This is a genomic window from Streptomyces sp. NRRL S-1022, from assembly GCF_000720135.1.
GTDB lineage: Bacteria > Actinomycetota > Actinomycetes > Streptomycetales > Streptomycetaceae > Streptomyces.
On the sequence record NZ_JOIU01000011.1, the window covers coordinates 75,617 to 96,344 of the forward strand.

The 20,728-nt window shown below is 70.5% G+C and carries 15 protein-coding genes and 3 pseudogenes; 9 read left to right on the forward strand and 9 right to left on the reverse strand.

The features are described 5' to 3' along the window. The first annotated feature begins 254 nt into the window (after positions 1-254). Together IG05_RS42230 and IG05_RS0116200 are read left to right on the forward strand one after the other, a co-directional pair. Entirely contained in the window at positions 255-599 is a 345-nt protein-coding gene (locus IG05_RS42230; RefSeq protein WP_037813895.1) for a hypothetical protein, read from the forward strand. Beyond that, positions 596-3,829, forward strand: coding sequence for a hypothetical protein (locus IG05_RS0116200; RefSeq protein WP_030343188.1), 3,234 nt, complete (start codon positions 596-598; stop codon positions 3,827-3,829). The genes IG05_RS42230 and IG05_RS0116200 overlap by 4 nt, the downstream gene beginning before the upstream one ends. 341 nt (positions 3,830-4,170) lie before the next feature. Here IG05_RS0116200 and IG05_RS0116205 read toward each other — a convergent pair whose 3' ends face one another. The 3 genes and pseudogenes from IG05_RS0116205 to IG05_RS42235 form a co-directional block, all read right to left on the reverse strand. Continuing rightward, positions 4,171-5,373, reverse strand: a complete 1,203-nt coding sequence (locus IG05_RS0116205; RefSeq protein WP_030343190.1) for a glycoside hydrolase family 64 protein — start codon at positions 5,371-5,373, stop codon at positions 4,171-4,173. Positions 5,374-5,450: 77 nt separating this feature from the next. After that, complete coding sequence (locus IG05_RS0116210; RefSeq protein ID WP_030343192.1) at positions 5,451-6,728, reverse strand: glycoside hydrolase family 16 protein; 1,278 nt, start codon at positions 6,726-6,728, stop codon at positions 5,451-5,453. Between the two features lie 440 nt (positions 6,729-7,168). Continuing rightward, positions 7,169-7,515, reverse strand: a pseudogene (locus IG05_RS42235) (substrate-binding domain-containing protein); the annotation flags it as partial. 370 nt (positions 7,516-7,885) lie between these two features. Here IG05_RS42235 and IG05_RS47800 point away from each other — a divergent pair. Then, on the forward strand, positions 7,886-8,419 hold the full coding sequence (locus IG05_RS47800) for a hypothetical protein (RefSeq protein WP_030343196.1): 534 nt from the start codon (positions 7,886-7,888) through the stop codon (positions 8,417-8,419). Next, complete coding sequence (locus tag IG05_RS0116225; RefSeq protein WP_030343198.1) at positions 8,416-12,465, forward strand: CHAT domain-containing protein; 4,050 nt, start codon at positions 8,416-8,418, stop codon at positions 12,463-12,465. Before IG05_RS47800 ends, IG05_RS0116225 begins: the two co-directional genes overlap by 4 nt. Before the next feature lie 667 nt (positions 12,466-13,132). On the opposite strand, the gene IG05_RS0116230 is transcribed toward IG05_RS0116225, so the two are convergent. Both IG05_RS0116230 and IG05_RS0116240 read right to left on the reverse strand, forming a co-directional pair. Further along, positions 13,133-13,810: a hypothetical protein gene (locus IG05_RS0116230; RefSeq protein WP_030343199.1), complete on the reverse strand. Its 678-nt coding sequence runs from the start codon at positions 13,808-13,810 to the stop codon at positions 13,133-13,135. Positions 13,811-14,219: 409 nt separating this feature from the next. Beyond that, the gene (locus IG05_RS0116240) at positions 14,220-15,215 is read right to left on the reverse strand and encodes a DMT family transporter (protein WP_078894227.1); all 996 of its coding nucleotides are present in this window, start codon (positions 15,213-15,215) and stop codon (positions 14,220-14,222) included. 68 nt (positions 15,216-15,283) lie between these two features. Between IG05_RS0116240 and IG05_RS0116245 the strand changes: the two genes are divergently transcribed. Together IG05_RS0116245 and IG05_RS49275 are read left to right on the forward strand one after the other, a co-directional pair. Next, the gene (locus tag IG05_RS0116245) at positions 15,284-16,189 is read left to right on the forward strand and encodes a LysR family transcriptional regulator (protein WP_030343204.1); all 906 of its coding nucleotides are present in this window, start codon (positions 15,284-15,286) and stop codon (positions 16,187-16,189) included. 3 nt (positions 16,190-16,192) lie between these two features. Further along, positions 16,193-16,465 (forward strand): recombinase family protein, encoded by a 273-nt coding sequence (locus IG05_RS49275; RefSeq protein WP_234335878.1) that lies wholly within the window; start codon positions 16,193-16,195, stop codon positions 16,463-16,465. Positions 16,466-17,034: 569 nt separating this feature from the next. Here the strand turns inward: IG05_RS49275 and IG05_RS0116255 are convergent. Further along, positions 17,035-17,685: an NAD(P)-dependent oxidoreductase gene (locus IG05_RS0116255; RefSeq protein WP_030343206.1), complete on the reverse strand. Its 651-nt coding sequence runs from the start codon at positions 17,683-17,685 to the stop codon at positions 17,035-17,037. Between the two features lie 141 nt (positions 17,686-17,826). Next, positions 17,827-18,084 carry a hypothetical protein gene (locus tag IG05_RS0116260; protein WP_158838894.1) on the reverse strand — a complete coding sequence of 86 codons (258 nt, stop codon included), beginning with the start codon at positions 18,082-18,084 and terminating at the stop codon, positions 17,827-17,829. A gap of 158 nt (positions 18,085-18,242) precedes the next feature. Here IG05_RS0116260 and IG05_RS45200 point away from each other — a divergent pair. Then, positions 18,243-18,473, forward strand: a pseudogene (locus IG05_RS45200) (SpoIIE family protein phosphatase); the annotation flags it as partial. A 192-nt stretch (positions 18,474-18,665) separates the two neighbouring features. Here IG05_RS45200 and IG05_RS0116270 read toward each other — a convergent pair. After that, positions 18,666-19,004, reverse strand: coding sequence for a winged helix-turn-helix transcriptional regulator (locus IG05_RS0116270; RefSeq protein ID WP_030343210.1), 339 nt, complete (start codon positions 19,002-19,004; stop codon positions 18,666-18,668). A gap of 118 nt (positions 19,005-19,122) precedes the next feature. Here IG05_RS0116270 and IG05_RS0116275 point away from each other — a divergent pair, with 118 nt between their 5' ends. Next, positions 19,123-19,821, forward strand: a complete 699-nt coding sequence (locus IG05_RS0116275) for an alpha/beta fold hydrolase (RefSeq protein WP_030343211.1) — start codon at positions 19,123-19,125, stop codon at positions 19,819-19,821. 11 nt (positions 19,822-19,832) lie between these two features. Further along, a pseudogene (locus IG05_RS45205) lies at positions 19,833-20,000 on the forward strand (IS5/IS1182 family transposase); the annotation flags it as partial. A gap of 284 nt (positions 20,001-20,284) precedes the next feature. Here IG05_RS45205 and mscL read toward each other — a convergent pair. Further along, positions 20,285-20,728: a large conductance mechanosensitive channel protein MscL gene (mscL, locus tag IG05_RS0116285; RefSeq protein WP_030343214.1), complete on the reverse strand. Its 444-nt coding sequence runs from the start codon at positions 20,726-20,728 to the stop codon at positions 20,285-20,287.

The window sequence follows — 20,728 nt, forward strand, 5'->3', positions numbered from 1 at the left end:
CCGGCGGTGCGCCCAGTGCCGCCCGACCCGAGTCGTACCCCGCCTCCCCCACTAGGTGTTCGACACCGGCCCCGCTGTCGATGTGCGAAGTCGTGTGCACGGAGGTCCGGAGTCCTCTGCACACCCCGGGATCAGGTTACTGGTCGATTACCGTATGTGCCTACTGCCGGTAGACTGGACCGGGAGCCAGCGAGTTCCGCGTCGGAGGGAAGGCTGTGCCTCGTCGGAGTCAGGGGTGGGTGTGGGCCGGACGTGTGGCATTCGGCGTGATCGTTGTTGCGCTGGCGGTGTACCTGGTCGTGGTGGGTCCTGACAAGGCGGACAAGCTGGCCAGTGGTATCAGCGCGGTAGTGGCGTTGACGGCTCTGGGTGCGCCCTATCTGCTACCCCCGCCGTTGTCAGGGGGCGTGTCGATGTCCGATCCTGACCGGGTCGAAGACACGGGCACCGCCCGTGCCGCGGGCGGTGGGCAGGCCAACACCGGGCTGCGGACCCCGAGCGACGACCGGCAAGCGCAGGTCACACGTTCGGGCGACGCGACCGCCAACGGGCGGGGTTCCGTGGCGAACACCGGCATCAACCGCCAGAGAGAGCCGTGACGAGCGGCGACACTCCACCCTGCACGACAGCTGCGGACGGGACCGGGGTCACCGACTCCGGCGACGCCACTGCTCATCACGGCAGCGTCGCCAATACCGGCATCATGGGCGATGTCAAGCTCGAACATCACGAGCACCACCATCACTATCCCCAGGCAGCGCCGGTGCCGGCGTCCCCGACTGCGTATCTGGCTCAGGTCCGGCGGATCGCTCCGGCCGAACTCGTCGGCAGGGACGGCGAGCTGGCCGAAATGGCAGCGTTCAGTACGGCCGTCGACAGCCCCGGGTATCTGTGGTGGCGAGCGCCGGCATGGGCCGGCAAGTCGGCATTGCTGTCGTGGTTCGTCCTCCATCCACCGGTCGGAGTACGGGTGGTGTCGTTCTTCGTCACCGCACGCTTCGCCGGGCAAAGTGACCGCGTGGCGTTCACCGAGGCACTGGCCGAGCAACTCGCCGGTCTGATCGGCGAACGGCCTCCGCCGCTCACGGCCGGCAACCGGGATTACGTTGTTCTCACCCTGTTGGACCGCGCGGCCGCCGCGTGTTCCGACTGCGACGAGCGGCTGGTGCTTGTGGTCGACGGCATAGACGAGGATCGCGGGGTCACCGCCGGGCTGGATGCGTACAGCATCGCCTCGGTGTTGCCGGCTCAGCCGCCGGCCGGCCTCCGTGTCATCCTCGCCGGCCGTCTCCACCCGCCCGTGCCCGGTGACGTACCGCCGGATCATCCACTGCACGATCCTGGCATCGTCCGTCGCCTTCGCCCGTCAGAGCGGGCGAAGGTGGTCCGCAGGGACATGTTGCGTGAACTGGGTGAGCTGTTGGGTGGCGGCCCTGTCGAACGCGATTTGCTGGGATTCATCACGGCGGCCGGTGGCGGACTGACTGCGCGCGATCTGGGCGAGCTGATCGGTCGCCCGGCATGGGAGGTCAGCGAGCGCCTCGGTGTCGTCGCCGGGCGGTCGTTCGGGATGCGCAGGAGTGTCTGGCGCCCCGTCGAGGCGCCCGATGTGTACGTGCTGGGTCACGAGGAACTACAGGCGATCTCCACAGAGCGCATCGGCGAGCCGAAGCTGGACGCCTACCGACTGCGCCTGCACGCGTGGGCCGACGGTTACCGGGCCCGGGAGTGGCCCGCCCAGACTCCCGAATACCTGCTGCGCGGGTACTTCCGGCTGGCCCACGCGGCCGACGACCTGGAGTGCATGTTCGCCTGCGCGGTCGACGCCTCCCGCCACGACCGCATGCTTGATCTGAGCGGGAGTGATGCCGCTGCTCTGGAAGAAATCAATGTCACTCTCCATGCGTTCGCTACCGGGCGCAGGCTCGATCTGGTCGCACTCGGCCGACTCAGCGTGGCCCGGGCCGCCCTGTCGGACCGCAACGAGTACTTGCCCGAAGCCCTGCCCGGCCTCTGGTGTGCGCTGGGTCAGGTGACCCGGGCCGAGGCGATGGCCCGGGCGATGAGGCAGCTCCGGCAAGCGGTGGCGTTGGCGGACATAGCACGGCACATCGCCGGCACCGGCGACACTCACCGCGCCACCGTCCTCGCCCGGCAGGCCGAGGTGCTTGCCCGTTTTCGCGCAGGCGGAGACCGGTGGCCCGCGCTTGCCGCCGTGGCCCGGGCGTACGCCGCGGTCGGCGACACGCGCCGGGCTCTGACCGTTGCCGAAGAGGCCGAAACCGCCGCCCATGGCATCGAATGGGCGCTCGTGAAAATCGCCGGGCTGATGACCTACATCGGCGCCACCGAGCGCGCGGAGGCAATCACCACAGCCATGGCCGACCCTGCGGCCCAGACGGTGGCACTGGTCGAACGAGCGCTTTCGCTGGTCGAGACGGGTGGCATCCGGCAAGCCCGGGGCGTGGTCGAGCGCTGCGTGGACCTCGTGGCCGGGCTCGACGATGTCGTCACGCGCGCCCGCTGCCTGGTCGACGTGGCGCGGGTACTGGCAGCCACACGTGACCCGGCATCTGCGGTCGAGCTCGCGGAGAAGGCCGCGGCACTCGCTGTCTTCCTGCGCCCGTACCCGCGTGTGTGGGTGTGGGCGGGAGCCGCGCGGGTACGGGCAGGAGCCGGTGACGCCACCCGGGCCATGGAGCTGGTCGGCAGGGCGGAGGAAAGCGCTCTGGAGGTCGACGACCCCATGAACCGGGCGACGGCACTCACCTGTGCCGCCCACGCCCTGGCCGATGCGGGATTCTTCGACCGCGCCAGCGCGACGGCGGAACGGGCCGAGGTGAATGCCCGCTCAGCTAGCCTCAGCCGCCAGGTGGAGAACCTAGCCGACCTCGCTATCGGCCTGGTCGCGGCTGGCGCTACCGACCGCGCACACGTGGTTGCCTGCAAAGCGGAAAGCCTCTTTCAGACCCCCGGCGGTTGGATCCCGACTTCGGTGACCATGGGATGCGTCGCCGAAGCACTGGCCAAAGCGGGTGACATCGAGCGGGCGGACGCGCTCGTCGCTTCGCCCCGGTCAAGGACGCCGGACGCGGACACACTTGCTCGCATCGCTACAGCCCTCGCTACGACCGGCCGCCCCGAGGAGGCCCGCGCCTACGCCGCTCGCGCCTACGCCGTCGCGCACACCTTGAGTAATTCCAATTTACGGGCCTGGATGCTCAGAGAGGTTGCATGCGCATTCGCGGCGGCCGGCGACATCGAGCCCGCCGAAGAGATCGCGCGTGGGCTGCCGTCCGTCCTGCGAGCAGATGTACTGACCAATGTCGCGCGGGCACTTTCCGCCGCTGGGCACACCGAGCAAGCGCGGGCCTCGGTCGAGGTGGCAGCAGCGATCATGCGTTCGGCGGCGGATCGACATACCTACGATCACGTGCGAACGGACATCGCCGTGGTCATGGGACGTGTGGGAAGGATCGACCAGGCCGAAGAACTGGGCAACTCGCTCGTTGATCTGACCTCCCGCGGCCGGGCGTTGGCCGGTGTTGCCGCAGCGTTGGCCCGGTCGGGCATGGCCAAGCGGGCCGGCGCGCTGGCCGACGCGGTTGACGCCCTCGCCCGCTCGATGAGCGAGACCGACCGACCTCATCAACTGTTATGCGACCTGGCCACGAGCGTTCAGCCGGAAAAGGCCCGGCAACGTCTCGCCCGGGCCCTGCTCAGTGGTGGATGGCGAAGCTGCCTTGAGGCACTTGCCCACGTCGAACCCGCATCGGTCCATGCCATCGCGACCGAGGTCCTGGCACGGCTGGACCGCGATTCCTTTTGACGAGGTTTCGACCAGGGCGGAATTCAGCTCGTAGTCATTCGAAGGTATCGAGCCTGAGCCCGAGCGGGTGTTCACCGACAAGGCGTCCGACCACCCGGCCGGAGCCGCCGGGCGCCCCTGCGGCCAGTACCTGGAGCAGACGTCCTTGTGCGAGCCTGCGGGAGACGGCGCAACCGTGCGCGCGCCGCCTCGACGGCCCGCTGGACCAGCGCAGGCAGGGTGTGGTCGTCCCGGTAGGCGTCTGTTCCCTGGAGCGACATGCCGTGCGATATGGCCGCGTAGTCGTGCCGTTGAGGCGGCGGTAGCAGATGGGCGCGACGGCGATTCCGGCGAGGCGCGCGTCAGAACCGTGTCAGGGTCAGCCGGATTCCGGTGGGTGCGGTGTCCTGGATGTAGGAGGCGAAGTCGGCGACGTCGTCGAAGGCGAAGCCGTAGGCCTTGCCGTCCTGGGTCGCCGCGTGGATGGCTTTCGCGTAGTGGTTGGTGAGGTCGGTCCGGTAGAAGGCCGAGGCGTCGGTGACGGGCTGGTCGGGGTTGCTGAGGAGGGTGGAGCGGTTGAAGCCGGCGCCCAGGACGGCGGCGACAGGACCGGTGGTGCCGTCGTTCGGTGCGGCGAGGTTGCCGTCGCAGAAGAGGACGTCGCGGGTGGACGGCTTGCCGAAGGTGACCGGGGCCGGACCGTCGAACGTGAACCTGTCGGCGCGCACCCGGCCCGTGAAGGTGCCCGCGTTGGTGGTGATCTTGAGGTCCTTGCCGGTGTAGGTGCTCCACACCTGGTCGATGTACGGGGCGAAGTAGTCCTTGGCGAACAGGCCCGCGTCCAGGCCGTGTCCGGGAGCGATGACGCGCAGGTCGTCGACGACCAGCGGGGCGAACTCCGCGACCTGCTTGACCGCGCTGAACACCGAGGCCCGGCCGCCGTCGCGCAGGGTGCCCGTGGTCTGGTCCTTGGCTCCGGTCAGCCGGATGCTCATCGGCACGCTGAACATGTCGACCATGGTCGTGTTGCAGAACATGCCCGCAGCGTTGTGGGTGAACTCGGCGCAGTCGTGCAGTACGCGGTAGTTGGGGTCGGAGGTCACCCAGCCGGCGGGGTACTGCAGTGCCGGGTTTCCGTTGCCGTCCTTGACGACCTTGAACTTCAGCTTCTGCCCGAGCGAGACGTATATGCGGCCGGACATATAGGGGAGCTTGAGGGTGGCCTCCCCGCTCGCGGGCAGGGAGAGGGCGTAATCGGTGAAGCCGTCCGCGCCGTTGTCGGACAGGGCTATCGGGGCCAGGGTGCCGTCAGGGGTGACCCGTACCTGCTTCCCGTCCTGGTTGCCGACGATGTAGACGTGCACCGAGGCGTTGTCGAACGAGCCGCTGTCGTTGACGATCGTCAGCGGCAGCGCGCCCGCCGCGGCGGCCTTCGTGCCGTTGTCCGCCGTATCGGCGAGGGCGTAGGGGCCGAGGGCCGCGACGGCGGGGGCGGCCACCGCCGCTCCGCCCAGGGCGAAGAACAGCTTGCGGCGGGTGAGACTGCGCTGGTGACGTGCTGCCATGTGTCGTGCCTTTCGTTGGTACATGTGCCTCTGGGAGGCGAGTGGGGGGTGGTGGGGTGGGCCGTCCGCCCTGCGGGTCAGCCCACGGTCCACTTCTGGTTGGCGGTGCCGCCGCAGGTCCAGATCTGCAGCCGAGTGCCGTCGGCGGCCGAACCGCCCGTGGCGTCCAGGCACTTGTCCGCCCCGACGTTGGTCAGGTCGTGGGCGGCGGTGTAGGTCCACTGCTGGGCCTTGCTGCCGTTGCAGGTGTGGAGCTGGACGGAGGTGCCGTCCCCAGTGGAACCGCCGCGCACGTCGAGACACTTGCCCAGCGCTCGGACGGTGCCGTCACTGCCCAGCGTCCACTTCTGGGCGTCGGCACCGGTGCAGTCGTGCAGTTGGGTCGGCGTCCCGTCCGCGGTGGAGGCGCCGGCGACGTCGACGCACATACCGCCGATGCCCTTGATGGCACCGCTCTTTCCCGTCGACCCGGTCGAGCCGCCCGTGTCGGAGGTCGAGACGCGGACATAGTCGATGGTCATCGTCTGCGGGAAGGAGGTGGCCGGATCGGGGCTGCCGGGCCAGTCGCCACCGACGGCAAGGTTCAGGATGAGGAAGAACGGGTGGTCGTAGACCCACTTCTTGCCGGTGAGGTCGGCCGGCGTGCGGGTTTCGTAGACGTGGCCGTCCACCGACCAGGTGATCGCCGTCGGGCTCCAGTCGACGGCGAAGACGTGGAAGTCGTCGGCGAACGCCTTGCCGTCGGGCAGGGTGTAGGCGGCGCCGAGGCCGCCGGAGCCGGAATAGCCGGGGCCGTGGATGGTGCCGTGGACCACGCCGGGCTCGTGACCGACGTTCTCCATGATGTCGATCTCGCCGCTGTTGGGCCAGCCCGCGCTCCCGAGGTCGTTGCCGAGCATCCAGAAGGCCGGCCAGACACCCCGGCCGCGCGGAATCTTGATGCGGGACTCGAAGTGGCCGTACGCCTGGCTGAAGGTGCGGGCCGTGTTGAGCCGGGCCGACGAGTACTGGCACGTCCCGTTCCAGCACTGCAGTCCGGAGTCGGTGTTCTTGCGCGCCGTGATCACCAGGTGGCCTTCGCCGTCCAGGGCGGCGTTCCGGTTGCCCGGCGTGTAGTACTGCAGCTCGTGGTTGCCGTTGCCCGAACCACCGGTCTCGAGCGTCCACTTGGCGGGGTCGGGGGCGCTTCCGGCGCTGCCGTCGAAGTCGTCGGACCAGGTCACCGCGGTAGGTGCGGCGCTGGCCCGGTTCGCGCCGGAACCGGTCGTTGTGATGAGGACGGCGGTGACGAGAGCGGCGGCGACCAGTGAGACCAGTCCGCCGAGCGTCCACCGCCGAGCGCGATGAGCTGCCATGGCTGGGATGACACCTTGTCTAGTGGGGGATTCAGGTGGTTCCGCCCGTACGGCGGGCCGCGGACGAGGAGGCAGAGCGTTCCGCTTGAGAGCGCTCTCCCGACTGCGGTGAGCCGCGGGAGGAACCCGATGGTACGCACGACGGTTACCTCGGCCAACTTGTCCGCAGCGCGCTCAACATCGCCTGAACTGCGGTTACTTGCAAAGTGAGTCGAGACTCAAGGTCGCTTAAGGAGTGATTAAGCCTCCCTTAAGCGAAGCGGCTCCGCGCTGGACACTCATCGGAATGGCTAATTCCGGCGATGTGGCTGCATTCGCACACAAGGGTCGCACTCGAAGCCACGCATGACATCGCCATTCGGATTCGGACAGAAGACACTGCACTCCACGTGACCCCGGCGGGATCGCCCCGTCCAGGGCCGGAGTCCGGGGCACCGCCGTCAGGCGCTGGACCGGGTCACGAGACGGAGGGCAGGATCAGCGGGGTGGGATAATGCCCGTCGACGAGCGCGACGAGCATCCACGCCATCTCCCGTCCGAGAACCGTGATGGGCTGATGGACGGTGGTCAGCGGTGGATCGGCGATCCGGGCGACGGCCAGGTCGTCGAAGCCCACCACAGCGACGTCGGCGGGGACCAGCCGGCCCGCCTCCCGCAAGGTGCGCAGCGCTCCCGCTCCCATGTTGTCGTTGGCGGCGAACACCCCGTCCAGGTCCGGGCGGTCCGCCAGGAGTGCGGCCATGGCGGCCGCTCCGCTCGACCCGGTGAAGTCCCACTCCCGCGGCGGGAGCACGCGAGGCGAGGTACTGCACAGAGCTGTAGGGCACGATCAGGCACGGACCCGCTCTGCGTCGATGGCGAAAGGCGGCTCGTCATCGCGTTGGCTGTGCGCAGGAACATCACAGGTTCGAGGATCTTCCTCCAATCCCCCGCACCGGTCCGATCGTCCGTGCTAAGCAACCAAGATCAAGTGCTCAGCGTTGCTGGCTTTCTCCGTTGGTGCCCAGGCTGGCCCCGCGGGCGGCTCGGCGGCCGGGGGCTCGACCGCACAGTGCAGGGGACAAGAGGGTGTGCGCGGCCTCGGCGCCGATCTTGGGGCCAACTCCCGCTATGGCATGGGGAGTCCGCCCGCACCCCTGCCGTGGCACCATGGATGCATGGCACAGCACTCCGCACAGCGGCCGACGGGGGAAGCGGGGACCACCCGCTCGGTCGGGGAGCTCCTCCTCACCTTCATGGCGGGTTCGGTGCTCCTGCCCCTGCTGCAAGGCGTGACCGGCAAGGCGGGCGAAGACATCTACAGCTGGGTGCGCGGGCTGTTCCCCGGGCGGAAGGCGGAGGAGATCGAAGAGCGCCTCACGGAAGAGGGCCAGATTTGCGTCGTCGACTCCGTGCGGCGCCTGGTCTTCGAGCTGCCAGCGGATCTGACGGCCCGTGAGACCGCGGCCATCTTGAGCCTGCGGCTGCCCTCGGACACCGACACATGGCTGCTGGTCAGGAAGGACTACGCCCGGCGGATCTGGGTGATCGAGCCGACGGACGCCCCGCCCGAGCGCAGTGTGGAGGCCGCCGCCCCGGACACCGCGCCCGACGGCAGCAGGGAGGCCGGCAGCGACGACTCCCCCGCCCCACCGGACGGCAGCCCGCCGCCCTGCACGGACATCCCGCCGCGGGCGGACGCCGAAGCGTGACCCGGCAGGAGGCCCTGACCTGGGCGGGCAGCCTCATGCGGGCTGCCCGGCGCGTGCGCCGGGAGCGCGGCCCGAAGCAGCCACAGGAGCTGCTGACGGCCGTCCTGTCTGCCGAGAGCGATCGAGCCCTCGCGGTGTTGCAGGAGACCGTGGCGCTGAACCGCTTCCGGACCGGCCAGGAGGTCGACAGGGACAGCCTGGACATGGCTGCGATCACCGCGCTGGGCTGGTTGGAGTACCTGCGAGCCGTGGCCCAGCACCGGGAGAACGGCGGACCGGAGCTGTCCCGGGCGCTGTCCATCCTGTTCACGGCCTACCAGGTCGATCCTGCCTCCGTGCCCCGCGAGACGCTGCCGGTCTTCATCCCGATCGCCCCGTCTCCCGCCCTGTCGCTCGTCGCGAGCAGACTCCAGGAGCATCAGGTCACCAGGGAGTTCGAACCGCTGCGCCAGGCCCTGGACCTGCTGGAGGCCACGCAGGCCGGCCCCGACCAGGCGGCGCCGCTCGCCGAGGGGTGGCTGGACCTGCTGGTGTCCGCCCAGTCGGCCTTGTCCATGCACCACAAGGTCCTGTTCCTGCGCACCGGTATGCGCGAGCACCTGGAACAGGCCGTCGAGATATGCCGTACGGCGCTTGCCAGGAGCCCCGCCGAGCATTGGCCGGAGCTGGCCGACCAGCTCTCGGACTGCCTGCGCTCCCAAGGGGAGTCGTACGGCGACCTCGCGGCGGCGGAAGAGGCTATCGCGCTCAGCCGTGAAGCCGTCCGCAGGGCGCGGGCGGCCGGCGTCGTGGATCCGCGGATGCTGTCCCGTCTCGCGGTGGCCCTGCGTGTCGCCTACACCCTGTCGTCGGCACTCGACCGGATCGACGAGGCCGTACGGTACGGCCGTCAGGCCGTCGAGCAGACACCCCGCGACGATCCCAATTGGCCTTTGCGAGCTGGCAATCACGCGACGTCGCTCAGCATGCGCCACCGGCTCACCGAACGTACGCGGGACATCGCCGAGGCCGTGGAGTGGTACACCCGCGCCGCCGAACTCCCGCTGGAGCCCGGGCATCCCGACCCGGGCATGCCTCACAGCAATCTCTGCGAGGCGCTCAGGGCCCGCTACCTGCCGACGACCGACATCGCGGGGCTCACCCGAGCGGTCGAGGCCGGACGCCGCGCTGTCGGCCTCACCCCACCCGAGCACGTCAACTACGGCCTGTACACAGGAAATCTGGCAGCCGCCCTGAACACCCTCACGGCACTGACCGGCGATCCGGGCAACGCCGACGAGGCGCTGCGCATGGCCCGCGCCTCGGTGGCAGCGACCCCTCCGGGACACGCCCACTTCCTTCTCCGGCTGGGCGCGTTGGTCGCGGCGCTGATCGAGAAGGACCGCGGCACCCACGACACGGCCACGCTCGAGGACTGTCTCCGGCTGTTACGCAAAGGCCTCGACGCCGCGAGCCCCGCACATCCCGACTACCCCAGCGCCCTCGCCGTTCACGTGCAGATCCTTCAGGAGCTGTACAGGCGTACCGAACGGCGGGCCTATGTGGAGGAATCCGTGCGGGCCCTGCGCGTGGCAAGCGAGGCGCTCTCTGCCAACCGGTTCGACGTGGGCAGCGTCCTTTGCCTGTTGCCCCTCGCGTGGGGCGAGGCTGTCGCGGCCAAGGTCGTGGCGCCCGAGGAGCTGGCGCGGCTCGTCCCCGTGATCCGCACACATCTGCGGGGTTCCGAGCCTGGCTCGGCCGAGCGCTGCGAGTTCCTCGTCGCCCTGACCAACGCACTGATCTATCAACATCAGTTCGACCCGCGTCCCGAACTGCTCGACGAGGCCATTGCGACGGCCACCGAGATCAGCTCGGTCGGCACGCAGTACCACGTGCACCTGCCTGAGTACCTGGTCGCCCAGTCGATCCCTTTCATGCAGCTGTATGCCAGCTACGGCGACCCTGTCGCACTGACGGAGGCGATCGCCGTGCTGCGGCGCGCGCACGGCCTACTGGCGGGCCTCGACCACAGCCGCGCGGACGTGGCCCAGCGGCTGTGCGTCCTGCTGATCTACGCGGTCGACTTCCAGGGGCCTACCGCTGTCACGGACGCCATCCGCTACGCCCGTGAGGCCGTGCAGCTGTTACCCGCCGGGACGCGCGGGCATGGCAACGCGCTCACGCTGCTCAGCGCAGCCCTCCAGCTGCACAGCGACCGGACCCGGTCCAGGCGCCACCTCGACGAGGCGCTCGCCATCTCCCGTGCCCTGCTCGCGCAGACACCGTCCGACTCGACCGCGCGGCCGCAGTACCTGTGGGACCTGGGCCTCGGTCTGATGCGCAAGGCCCGACTCGACGACGACCTCCGGCCGCTCGATGAGGCTGTCGAGACGTTCCGCACCCTGACGGAGGCGGAATCGGCGGACGACCCCGCGCGGCCCGGCCACCTCGCCCAACTCGCCCAGCTGTACAAGGCCCGGCACGACGCGACCGGCCGGGTGGCCGACCTGAACGCCGCTCTCGACACCTACGACGAGGCCGCGCGGACGCCGAACGCCTCCCCTCAGGACCTGCTCCTGGCGGGCCGCAGCAGTGCCGAACTCCACGCCGCACGCGGCGACTGGGGCCCTGCGATGAAGGCGTACGCGCTGGCGGTCGGGCAACTGCCCTTCGTGGTGGGCCCGCGACTGAATCGGCATACGCAGGACGCGCTGCTGCCGGACACGACCGGCGTGGCGATCGCCGCCGCGTCGTGTGCACTGGAGCTGGCCGATCCGCTTCGGGCCGTTCGGATGCTCGAAGCGGGGCGGGCCACGCTCATCACCCAGGCGATCGACCTGCGGGGCCCCCTGGCGACGGCGCGCGGGCACGCGCCGCATCTGGCAGCGCGGTGGCAGCAACTGCGCCAGGAGGCCGCCGCCCGCTTCCCGGAGAACCTGGTCCAGCGCCATGGACGGGCCGCGCGCTGGGACACGCTGCGCAGGGAGCTGGCCGAGCTGCCCGGCATGCCGGACCTGCTGGCCCCCATCTCCCGTGCGGCGCTGTCCGACGCCACCACCGAGGGCCCGGTGGTGATCGTCATGGCGCACGGCGGCCGGACCGACGCGCTCCTGGTCCAGGGCGGTGACGTCGATGCCGTACGGCTGGCACTAACCGAGGAGGACGTCGGGCGAGCGGTCGGGGATCTGCTGAGGGACCAGCCGGAGGCCGCGACCCGGCCGGACGCCGCTCGGCGCGTGACCGAGACACTCGAATGGCTGTGGGACGAGGTCGCCCAGCCCGTGCTGAGTGCCCTGGGCCTGGACATCACGCGTACACCGCAGGAGGCACCGCGCCTGTGGTGGTGCCCGACCGGTCTGTTCACCTTCCTCCCGCTCGCCGCGGCCGGTCACCACGGCTGCGGCGACACGGTCCTGGACCGCGTGGTCTCATCCTTCACTCCGACGATCCAGGCCCTCAGCCACGCCCGCCGCCCCGAACCCTGCGAGGCAGGCGGCTCGTTCCTGTGCGTGGGCGTACCGGACGCCCCCGGTCTGCCGCCGTTGCACGGCGTGTCCTCGGAGATGGCGTCGCTGCGCGAGCGGTTCCCGGACGGTGTCTTCCTCGCTAGCCGGGATGCAACGGCGGACCGCGTCCTCACGCGGCTGGCCGCGGCCGACCGGGCGCACTTCGCCTGCCACGGCGTCAACTCGCCCTACAGCCCGTCATCGAGTTGTCTCGTCCTGCATGACGGCACCGAGCTGCCCGTAACGGACGTCAGCCGGCTCGACCTGAACGCCGAGCTCGCCTTCCTGTCGGCCTGCAGCACCGCCCGGGGCGGCTACGACGTTCCCGACGAAGCCGTCACCGTCGCCTCCGCCTTCCTGCTGGCCGGCTACCGCAACGTCGTCGGCACCCTGTGGTCTATCCACGACACCGAAGCCCCGCACACCGCTGCGGACTTCTACCACTCCCTGAGCCCCACGACCCCACCTGCCCGAGCTCTCCACGAGGCCCTGCAGCGGGCGCGCGCCCGTGTTCCCGAACGTCCCGACGTTTGGTCGGCGTACGTGCACTACGGTGCGTGATCACCGCAGGCCGGGCGGTCGCCGCTCTCCTCACCCCGGCCGGAAACCATCCAGAGACGGTGTGGACGTCCAGCGCGGGGTGGGGCTTGCGCAAGCCTTTGCGCGTCGCCCGCGTCATGTTGGAGCTGATGGTGAAGGACGGCGCCGGGCGATCGCGCCATCCAGCGTGCTGGCACCGCCCTAGTCTCGACGTGACGCCCGCCAACACGGTGGACTTGGAGGCTGACCGAGTTCGTCAGCTGTCCGCGCTGGCGGCCGGCCCAGACGAGGGCCGCGACGGTCTCCGGCAGCGGGGAGGGCAGACCTTTCCAGCCGGACGGCAACGGTGGCCCCGTCGTCGAGGGCATCATCGGCCGTGAGACGGACGATGCGGGTGACGGTTTTGCCGTCTGACAGCCACGCCCACGAGCCGCGACATCGCCGCGGTCGACCCATCTGGCGCCTTCAGCTCGGCCTCACCCCACTCCTCGGACGCCGCAGGGCTCCATTCGAAGCGGACTGCATGCATCTCCCCCGGCCGGGCCGCCGACAACTGGGATGAGCCTGCTCTGCGCGACCCGCATCCACCCGCCTCCGCCGCTCCGGTCACGGCTTCGGCTCCGCGAACTCCCGGACGGACGTCCGGCGCGGCCGAGGCGGGCCGGGGCGGGGTGGGGTGGGATGGGGTTCAGGGGGTGAACTCCTCCTCCAGCTTGTCGATCGCCCCGTCCGCACCGAGGTGGTACTTGAAGACCAGCCCGCTGTTCGGGTGGGCCTCCAGCCAGTCGAGGAACTCCTGCACGCCGATGTGCTGGTTCTCCGTGCTCGCGACGACGGGGTTGGTGACGGTGACGTAGGCGGCCTGGTTCATGGGCACGGGGATCTCCTTGCCCACCGTCTCGAACGGGGCGCCGTCGGAGTCCGCGGGTGCGCAGCCCCAGGCGCCGTACTTCACGATCAGGTGCAGGGCGCCCCCCTCGGGCGTGTAGCGGTAGACCGCCAGCTCGTCGGGCGAGATGGGCATCTTGTGGTCGCATCCGCTGCCGCTGCCCCCGGTCTCGGAGGCGGCGGGCTTCGCCGGTGCCGGTGCCGGTGGCGTCGGGGCGGCAGTTGCAGCCGGGGAGGCCGTAGCGCGCCCGGGGGTGGACTTGCCGGCGGGCGCTGCGCCGACCGTGGGTGAACCGGTCGCCGGGCCGCCGCCGGAGGGCTGCGCCGTGGCCGTCTTCGTGCCGGCGGCGGAGCCGGTGGAGTCGCCGTCGCCGTCGCACGCCGCGAGCGTCAGGGCCAGCAGGGCGGCGGCCAGGCTCGTCGCGGTCGCACGGACAACGGCGCCGGGTCTGTGGTGGTTGTCGGTCGTCCTGGTCATCGTCACGGCGGATCGTTCCTTGTCGGTCAGGCGCACCCTGTGTGCGGGCTGTGTCAGTCGCCGGGACGGACGGTCTGCGGCAGCGGGTGGTTGCGCCTGGTGTATTTCGTTGCTTGCCCGTGACCCGTGCTCCTGGCCACGCTGACCGGGGACGCCCGGCAGTCCATCGGCTTCGGGGTGCTCACCGTGGTCCTCGTGGGGGGATGGCGGGAGGCCACGAGATCCGCGACGAGGACGTCGCCCGACTGTCCCAGCTCAAGCACCGCAACCTGAACCTGCTCGGCCGCTATGGCTTCACCGCCAGCGTCCCGACCTCCGGCGCCCCGCGCCCGCTGCGCGACCCGGAGGCACCGGGGCTCGACGAAGACGACGATGGTGAGGGCTGGCACCACAAGGGCCTTGCGTCACCTCACGGCATTGTGTGTTCGGCCTGTAGCCGGGACTCGGCGAGGGCGAGGGCGGCGACGGCTCCGAGCAGGATCACCGTGCCCGCGACGGTCGCCGCGGTGAGCTGTTCGTCAAGGAACAGCACGGCCAGGACGGCGGCGCTGACCGGTTCGAGGAGCATCATCACCGACGCGGTGGCGGCCCTGAGTACGGCGACGCCGGCGAAGTACAGCGGGTAGGCGAACGCCGTGGTGACGGCGGCGATGTACAACATCAGCAGCGCAGCCTCGGTGAGGTTCCCGCCCTGCGGGAGAAGGCCCTCGTGGAAAGCCAGCGGCAGCATCACGGCCGCGCCGATCGAAAAGGACCACAGGGTGAGGGTGAAGGCGTCCTCGCCGGTGCCGTGCCGTCCGGTCCACCGGCCCAGCAGGTTGCAGACGGCGTAACCGGAGGCGGACAGCAGCGCCATCGCCACGCCCACGGGGTGCACGGCACCGGGCTGGTTGCCCAGCACGAGCACGGTCAGTCCGGCCAGCGCGCCCGCGACGGCCAGCACTCCGGCGCGTCCGATGCGCTCGCCCAAGAACAGGCGTCCGCCGGCGGCCGTGAACACGGGTGCGGCGCCGAGCGTGACGATGGTGCCCACCGCCAGCCCGGTGTCCCGCACGGCGGCGAAGTAGGCGGTCTGGAAAGCGGCCAGCCCGACTCCGGTGCCCACCAGCAGCATCCGCCGCCCGGCAGGCTGCGGCGCACGCGGCGCCTTGCGGGACGGGCGCAGCGCCCAGGCGGGCAGCAGCAGCACCGCCCCGACCAGGAAGCGCCAGAACGAGATGGCCATGGGCCCCAGGTCGCTTGTCCGGTAGATGACCTCCACGGCCGCGCCGGTGGTTCCCCAGGCTATTCCGGCGAAGGCGAGGAAGGCGAAGCCGCGCCGTACCGAGAGCGAGCCGGTCAGTGATCCGTGCCCACCCCGGCCCAGCGGCTCCGCGTCGACGGCGAGGTCATGTGAGGTCTGCATCCGTTCACCGTGCACCCCGTCACGCGATACGCAAAATGCATCCAATCCACTAACGATACGCTGAGCGTATGGATCCACGCGGAGGAAACGGCGCAAGGCTCGAACTGAAACACCTGCGCTGCCTGGTCGCCATCGTCGACACCGGCAGCTTCACGGACGCGGCCCTGGAACTGGGCGTCTCCCAGGCCGCGGTCTCCCGCACCCTGCTCGCCCTGGAGAAGACCTTGGAGGTGCGGCTGCTGCACCGCACCAGCCGCACGGTCGAGCCCACCAAGGCGGGCGTGCAGGTCCTCGCCCGAGCCCGTTTGCTGCTGGCTGGCGCCGAGGAACTCGTCGCCGAAGCAGCCTCCGGGCACCGCCGCCTGCACATCGGTCACGCCTGGTCGGCCTTCGGGAGTCACACCACCGAGTTCCAGCGCCGCTGGCAGCACGACCACCCCGACATCGAACTCCGGCTCGTCCGCCACAACTCTTCCACCGGAGGGCTCGCCGAAGGACTGTGCGACCTCGCGGTCATCCGCAGCGCCCTCGACGTCACGCCCTGGTCACATGCCTTCGTCGGCCACGAGGACCGCTGCCTGGCCCTCGCCTCCGACGATCCCTGGGCCCGCCGCCGCAGCATCCGCCTGGCCGAAGTCGCCACCCGCACCCTTGCTCTCGACCGCCGCACCGGCACCACCACCTTGAACCTGTGGCCCGAAACCGAACGGCCCGCCGCCGAGTACGTCCACGACATCGACGACTGGCTCGCCGCCATCGCCTCCGGCCGCTGCGTCGGCGTCACTCCCCAGGCCACCGCAGCCCAGTACCGCCCCTCCGGCATCATCTACCGCCCCCTGCGCGACGCGGAGCCCGTCCCTGTCCACCTCATCTGGCGCCGGCAGGACCCCCACCCCGCCACCCGCGCTGCTGTCGCCCTCGCCATCGACCTCTACCGCGCAGACCGCCAAGCCCCGCCACGCTCCCGCAGATGAGCGGTGGGCCGCCCGCCCAACGGCCACGGCCGCGTCCCGGTCACCTTCAAGGAGGACGGCGGCACCTCCAGCCGCCTCCACTGCCTCAAGCGCCCGAAGTTCGGCGCGCTCCTCGGCTGCGCCCGGCCGGGCGACACCGTGCACATCTCCGAGATGTTCCGCCTCGTCCGCGGCACCGGGCACATCCTCGACGTGCTCGACGTCCTCCACCTCGACCGCCTCGCTCCGCGCATCCACGATGGCGCGACCTCCAGAGCGACTTCGAGCGCGAGCTGACCTACGACGGACTGCGCGCCGCCGGGGCGAAGGGCAGCGAGGGCGGGCGCCGCCCCGCCGTGGCGTCCCACAAGACTGACGTCGTGCGCACGGCCCACCTGGAGGGCCGCTCGATCGCCGTCCTCGCCCGCAACCACGGCGTCAGCCGCCGCGCCATCCGCACAGCAGTCGCCGGCCTCATGCCCGACCACACCGCCGACCAGGAGGCCGCCCAGTCCCGGAGCCACCGGTCACCACTTACATGCCGGGCCAGGTCGCCGACTTCCTCCGCACCTCCGCACCTCCGCACCTCCGCGCTGGAGCCCGCCGAGCGAGCCGCGCTCGACCAAGGGGTGTCCGTACGACGAGGCCAGGGCTACACCCTGCGCGTCAGCACCACCCCCGCGGTCCACCGCCAGCTCCTCGATCGCTGCCAGCCACTCGACGGCGCCCAGGGCGCCCGGCCATCCCGGCCCAGCGCAAGGCCCGATGCGAGTACGAGAACCGCGTCAACGCCGAGGCATTTTGATCACACCCCGAGGGTCCCGGGCCGCAATGGCCTGGGCCCCCGGGGTGCGAAGGCAGGGTCTTCAGTACGCCACGGTGAACCGCTCCCCGATGTGCTTGGGCTCCTCGATCTCGTCCACCAGCGCCACCGCATAGTCCTCGGTGGAGATCCGGCTCTGACCGTCCGCATCGGTGATCAGGTCTTCCAGGCTTTCGCGGTATTCGCCCGTGCGTTCGCCCGGGGCGATGGTGCCGGCGGGCGAGAGGTTGGTCCACTGCACGTCGGTGACGGTGCGCAGGAAGTCCAGTGCGTCACCGTGCGCGTGCATGATCTGCAGCAGGAACTCCGGCAGGCCTTCGGCGTCCCACACCCGCTTGCCGTCCGCCACGCGCAGCGAGCCCGCCCCGCCCACCGTGACCAGCCGCGGGGCATTCGTACCAAGCGTGCGCAGACCCGCCACCAAGGCCTCGAAGGACGGCTTGATCAGCGCCTGGTGGCCCGGCCCATCGCCGCCGCCGACCGCGCAGACCACCACGTCCGCGCCCTGGGCGTGCTCGGCCACCGACGCCGCGTCCGTCACATCGCCGGCCACCACCGTCAGCCTCGGGTGCGTGACCGTCATCTTCGCCGGGTCGCGGACCACCGCGGTCAGCGTGTGGCCGCGGCGCAGCGCCTCCTCCAGCACACGCGAGCCGATGGTGCCGGTGGCGCCGTACAGGGTGATGGTGCTCATCGGGAAACCGTCTCCTTCTGCCGTTCGTCGTCCTGCACCGACCGTAGAAAGACACAGGGCCGGAAAGTGAGACGCCAGGCCGAAGGGGCAGGGTGAAAGCCCAGGAAACCTGCTGCGAGTACGAAACCCGGACCAGCGCACTCATGCCACCCGGCTCGGTGTGTTCACCCAAGCGTTGCAGCAGGTCCAGGCCCGTGCGGACGCGGCCGGCGACATCGACGGCTCGTCCAGACCGACTCCACCAGCGTCCGCGCCCACCAGCACGCCGCCGCCACGGGCCGGGGCCGGCCGGCCGTCACCGTGGAAGCCGTTCAACTGCACGTTCAGTCCGGCCGGATCCGGATGCTCGGCGAGGTCGCGCACCTCCGCTTCGATGAGCAGCCCGGCGAAGCGTCTCATCGACCGGCCCGCCGGCGTCGCGGCGACCGCGCGGTCCAACTCGTCGGCCCGTGGGCCACGTCGACACCGACCTGACCTCGGGTCTCGACGTACCCTCGCCGACGTCGTCACCTGCCAGGGGTTGACTCGACCGCCCCCACAGTCACGGAACCGGCTTCGTCACCCTTGTCTACGGCCACCTCACCCCCCACCCCGACGGCGGCCTCCACCTCACCTTCGTCCGCGCCGGCCACACCCTCCCGCTCCACCTCGGCGACACGCGCACCCCTCGGCCCGTAGACTGCGACGGATCACTCCTCGGCATCGTCAGCAATCCGCACCTGCGGGCACGTCACCTCCACCTGCGTCCGGCCGAGAGCCTGGTGCTCTACACCGGACATCGACGATGACCGGGCTGTCCTCGTCCTGACGGCCCAGTGCTCGGCCGCGACGGTGCTGGGGTGACCTCGTCGCCGACCGCGCGGGCCGTCGTCGCACCGCTGCGTGCGCACTCGCGCTCGTAGACGACGGTCGAGCGCAGCGTGTCCCCGGTGTGGCGGCGAACCAGAGAGGCGACTGGCGGCTGACAGCCGCCTTGCTCGTCAGCGGTCGTCGTAGGCCGTGCGAGCGGCGTCGATGTGTGGCAGGTGTGTGATGCTCCATTCGAGCAGCGGCGCGGTGGCCTCGCGCAGGCTCCGGCCCATCGCGGTCAGTTCGTAGCTGACGTGCGGCGGCATGACGTTGCGGACCGTGCGCGTCAGGATCCCGTCGCGTTCGAGGTCGCGCAACGTCACGGTGAGCATGCGCTGGCTGATGCCGTCGATGGCCCGCTTGAGCTCGGTGAAGCGCAACGGCTCGTCCTTGAGCATGCGCACGATCAGCAGCGCCCACTTGTCCCCTACGATCCCGAGGACTTCACGGGCCCGGCACGGGTCCTGCACGGTTACCTCCTGAGAACCGGGGCACCGAAAAGTGCCGTATTGCCCGGGGAGCGTCGTGGGGATCACGATGTTCGCGGTTACCAAAGAGTACCGAGGCACGCGGAGGAACCACACGACCATGGCCACATTCCTACTGGTACACGGCGCCTGGCACAACGGGCGAAGCTGGGACCGGGTGGTCCCGCTGCTGGAGGCGGCCGGGCACCGGGTGCTCGCGCCGTCGCTGACCGGCTACGGCGACAAGGCACACCTGCTGAGCCCCGAGATCGGGCTCGGCACCCACATCGACGACGTCGCCGACCTGATCGAAGACGAGCACCTCCACGACGTCGTGCTCGTCGGGCACAGCTACGCCGGGATGGTCATCTCAGGAGTCGCCAACCGGGTCCCCAGGCGGATCGCGCATCTGGTGTTCCTCGACGCGATGGTCCCCGAAGACGGCGAGACCGCTGTCGACGTCCTCCCTGTCACCAAGCAGCTCATCGACCTCGCCGTGGACGGCTGGCGGGTTCCTCCGCTGCCCGAGCAGCCGCCGCCGCTCGGCTTGTTCGGCGTCACCGATCCCGACGACCTCGCCTGGTTGCGCTCCATGCTGTCGGACCAGCCGGTGCGGTGCCTGCGGGAGCCGGTCCTGCTGGACGACCCGGCCGCGCGCACGGTCCCGCGTACACACATCCACTGCCTCGAGGGCCGGCCCGCGGGCATCATCCGGCGTCCTGTCCCGGCAGGCGAACGAGTACGCGAGCTGCCGACCGGCCACGACTGCATGATCACCATGCCCGTGGAGCTCAGCGCGCTGCTGCTCGAGACGGCCTAGAGGCCGCACGCGTGGCCCGGCCAGTGGCCGATCCTGCGCACCCACGAGGGTGTCATCGGCGGCGGATCGGTGAGACCGTGTTCGACCAACTCAACCAAGTGTTGCGGTTCGGCTGCTCCTACGAGGCGATCGCCGACACCACGTGCTCGGCGTCCACGATCCGCAACCGCCGCGACGACCGCACCGTCGGCCGCCGCTGGTCCGTCCCCGGTCGACCAGCGCAAGCAGGGCGTGAAGCGGGGACCGCCCTGACTCGAGACTCGACATCGACTCCCACATCGCCGGGGACCCGCTGCGCCGCCGCGAACTTGTACGTGCGGCCGGGGCCCCCGGCGTGGGACTCCCCCTGCCTCCCGACCTGTCGCACCACCTTCGCGGGTCCAGGGCGGCCGAGGACGTCCGGGAAGAGGCGCGCGAGCACGCTGTCCACGGAGTACCCCGGCGTCGGCGGGGAGGACGCCGGTCACCCGGCCCGCTGGGTTGCCTCCCCGGCCTGGGCGGGCACCGCGGGCAGGGGGACGGTGCAGGAGGCGCAGCGTCGGGCCTGGGCCGGGACGGGGCTGAGGCATTCGGGGCAGTCCCGCTTGGGGGCTTGGACGTCGTGGTGGGGAGCGAGACGCTCGTGCACCTTGTTGATCGGGAGTACGACGAGGAAGTACAGGGCGCTGGCGATGAGCAGGAAACTGATCGCCGCGTTGATGAAGGCTCCGTAGGGGAACTTGGTGGCGCCTACCGTGAAGGTCTTGCGGGCCATGTCGCCGGTGGCACCGGTGGCCAGTCCCACGAGCGGGGTCAAAAAGGCGCTGACGAAGCCGTTGACGACGGCGGTGAACGCCGCTCCGATCACGATGCCGACTGCCAGGTCGACCACGTTGCCGCGCAGGATGAAACTGCGGAAGCCCTTCAC

What these genes read in the sequence shown, in the direction of transcription:
- IG05_RS0116205 (WP_030343190.1), bottom strand. Translation starts at nt 5,373, where the DNA reads ATGGCAGCACGTCACCAGCGCAGTCTCACCCGCCGCAAGCTGTTCTTC.
- IG05_RS0116210 (WP_030343192.1), bottom strand. Translation starts at nt 6,728, where the DNA reads ATGGCAGCTCATCGCGCTCGGCGGTGGACGCTCGGCGGACTGGTCTCA.
- IG05_RS47800 (WP_030343196.1), top strand. Translation starts at nt 7,886, where the DNA reads ATGGCACAGCACTCCGCACAGCGGCCGACGGGGGAAGCGGGGACCACC.
- IG05_RS0116230 (WP_030343199.1), bottom strand. Translation starts at nt 13,810, where the DNA reads ATGACCAGGACGACCGACAACCACCACAGACCCGGCGCCGTTGTCCGT.
- IG05_RS0116240 (WP_078894227.1), bottom strand. Translation starts at nt 15,215, where the DNA reads ATGCAGACCTCACATGACCTCGCCGTCGACGCGGAGCCGCTGGGCCGG.
- IG05_RS0116245 (WP_030343204.1), top strand. Translation starts at nt 15,284, where the DNA reads ATGGATCCACGCGGAGGAAACGGCGCAAGGCTCGAACTGAAACACCTG.
- IG05_RS0116255 (WP_030343206.1), bottom strand. Translation starts at nt 17,685, where the DNA reads ATGAGCACCATCACCCTGTACGGCGCCACCGGCACCATCGGCTCGCGT.
- IG05_RS0116260 (WP_158838894.1), bottom strand. Translation starts at nt 18,084, where the DNA reads ATGAGACGCTTCGCCGGGCTGCTCATCGAAGCGGAGGTGCGCGACCTC.
- IG05_RS0116275 (WP_030343211.1), top strand. Translation starts at nt 19,123, where the DNA reads ATGGCCACATTCCTACTGGTACACGGCGCCTGGCACAACGGGCGAAGC.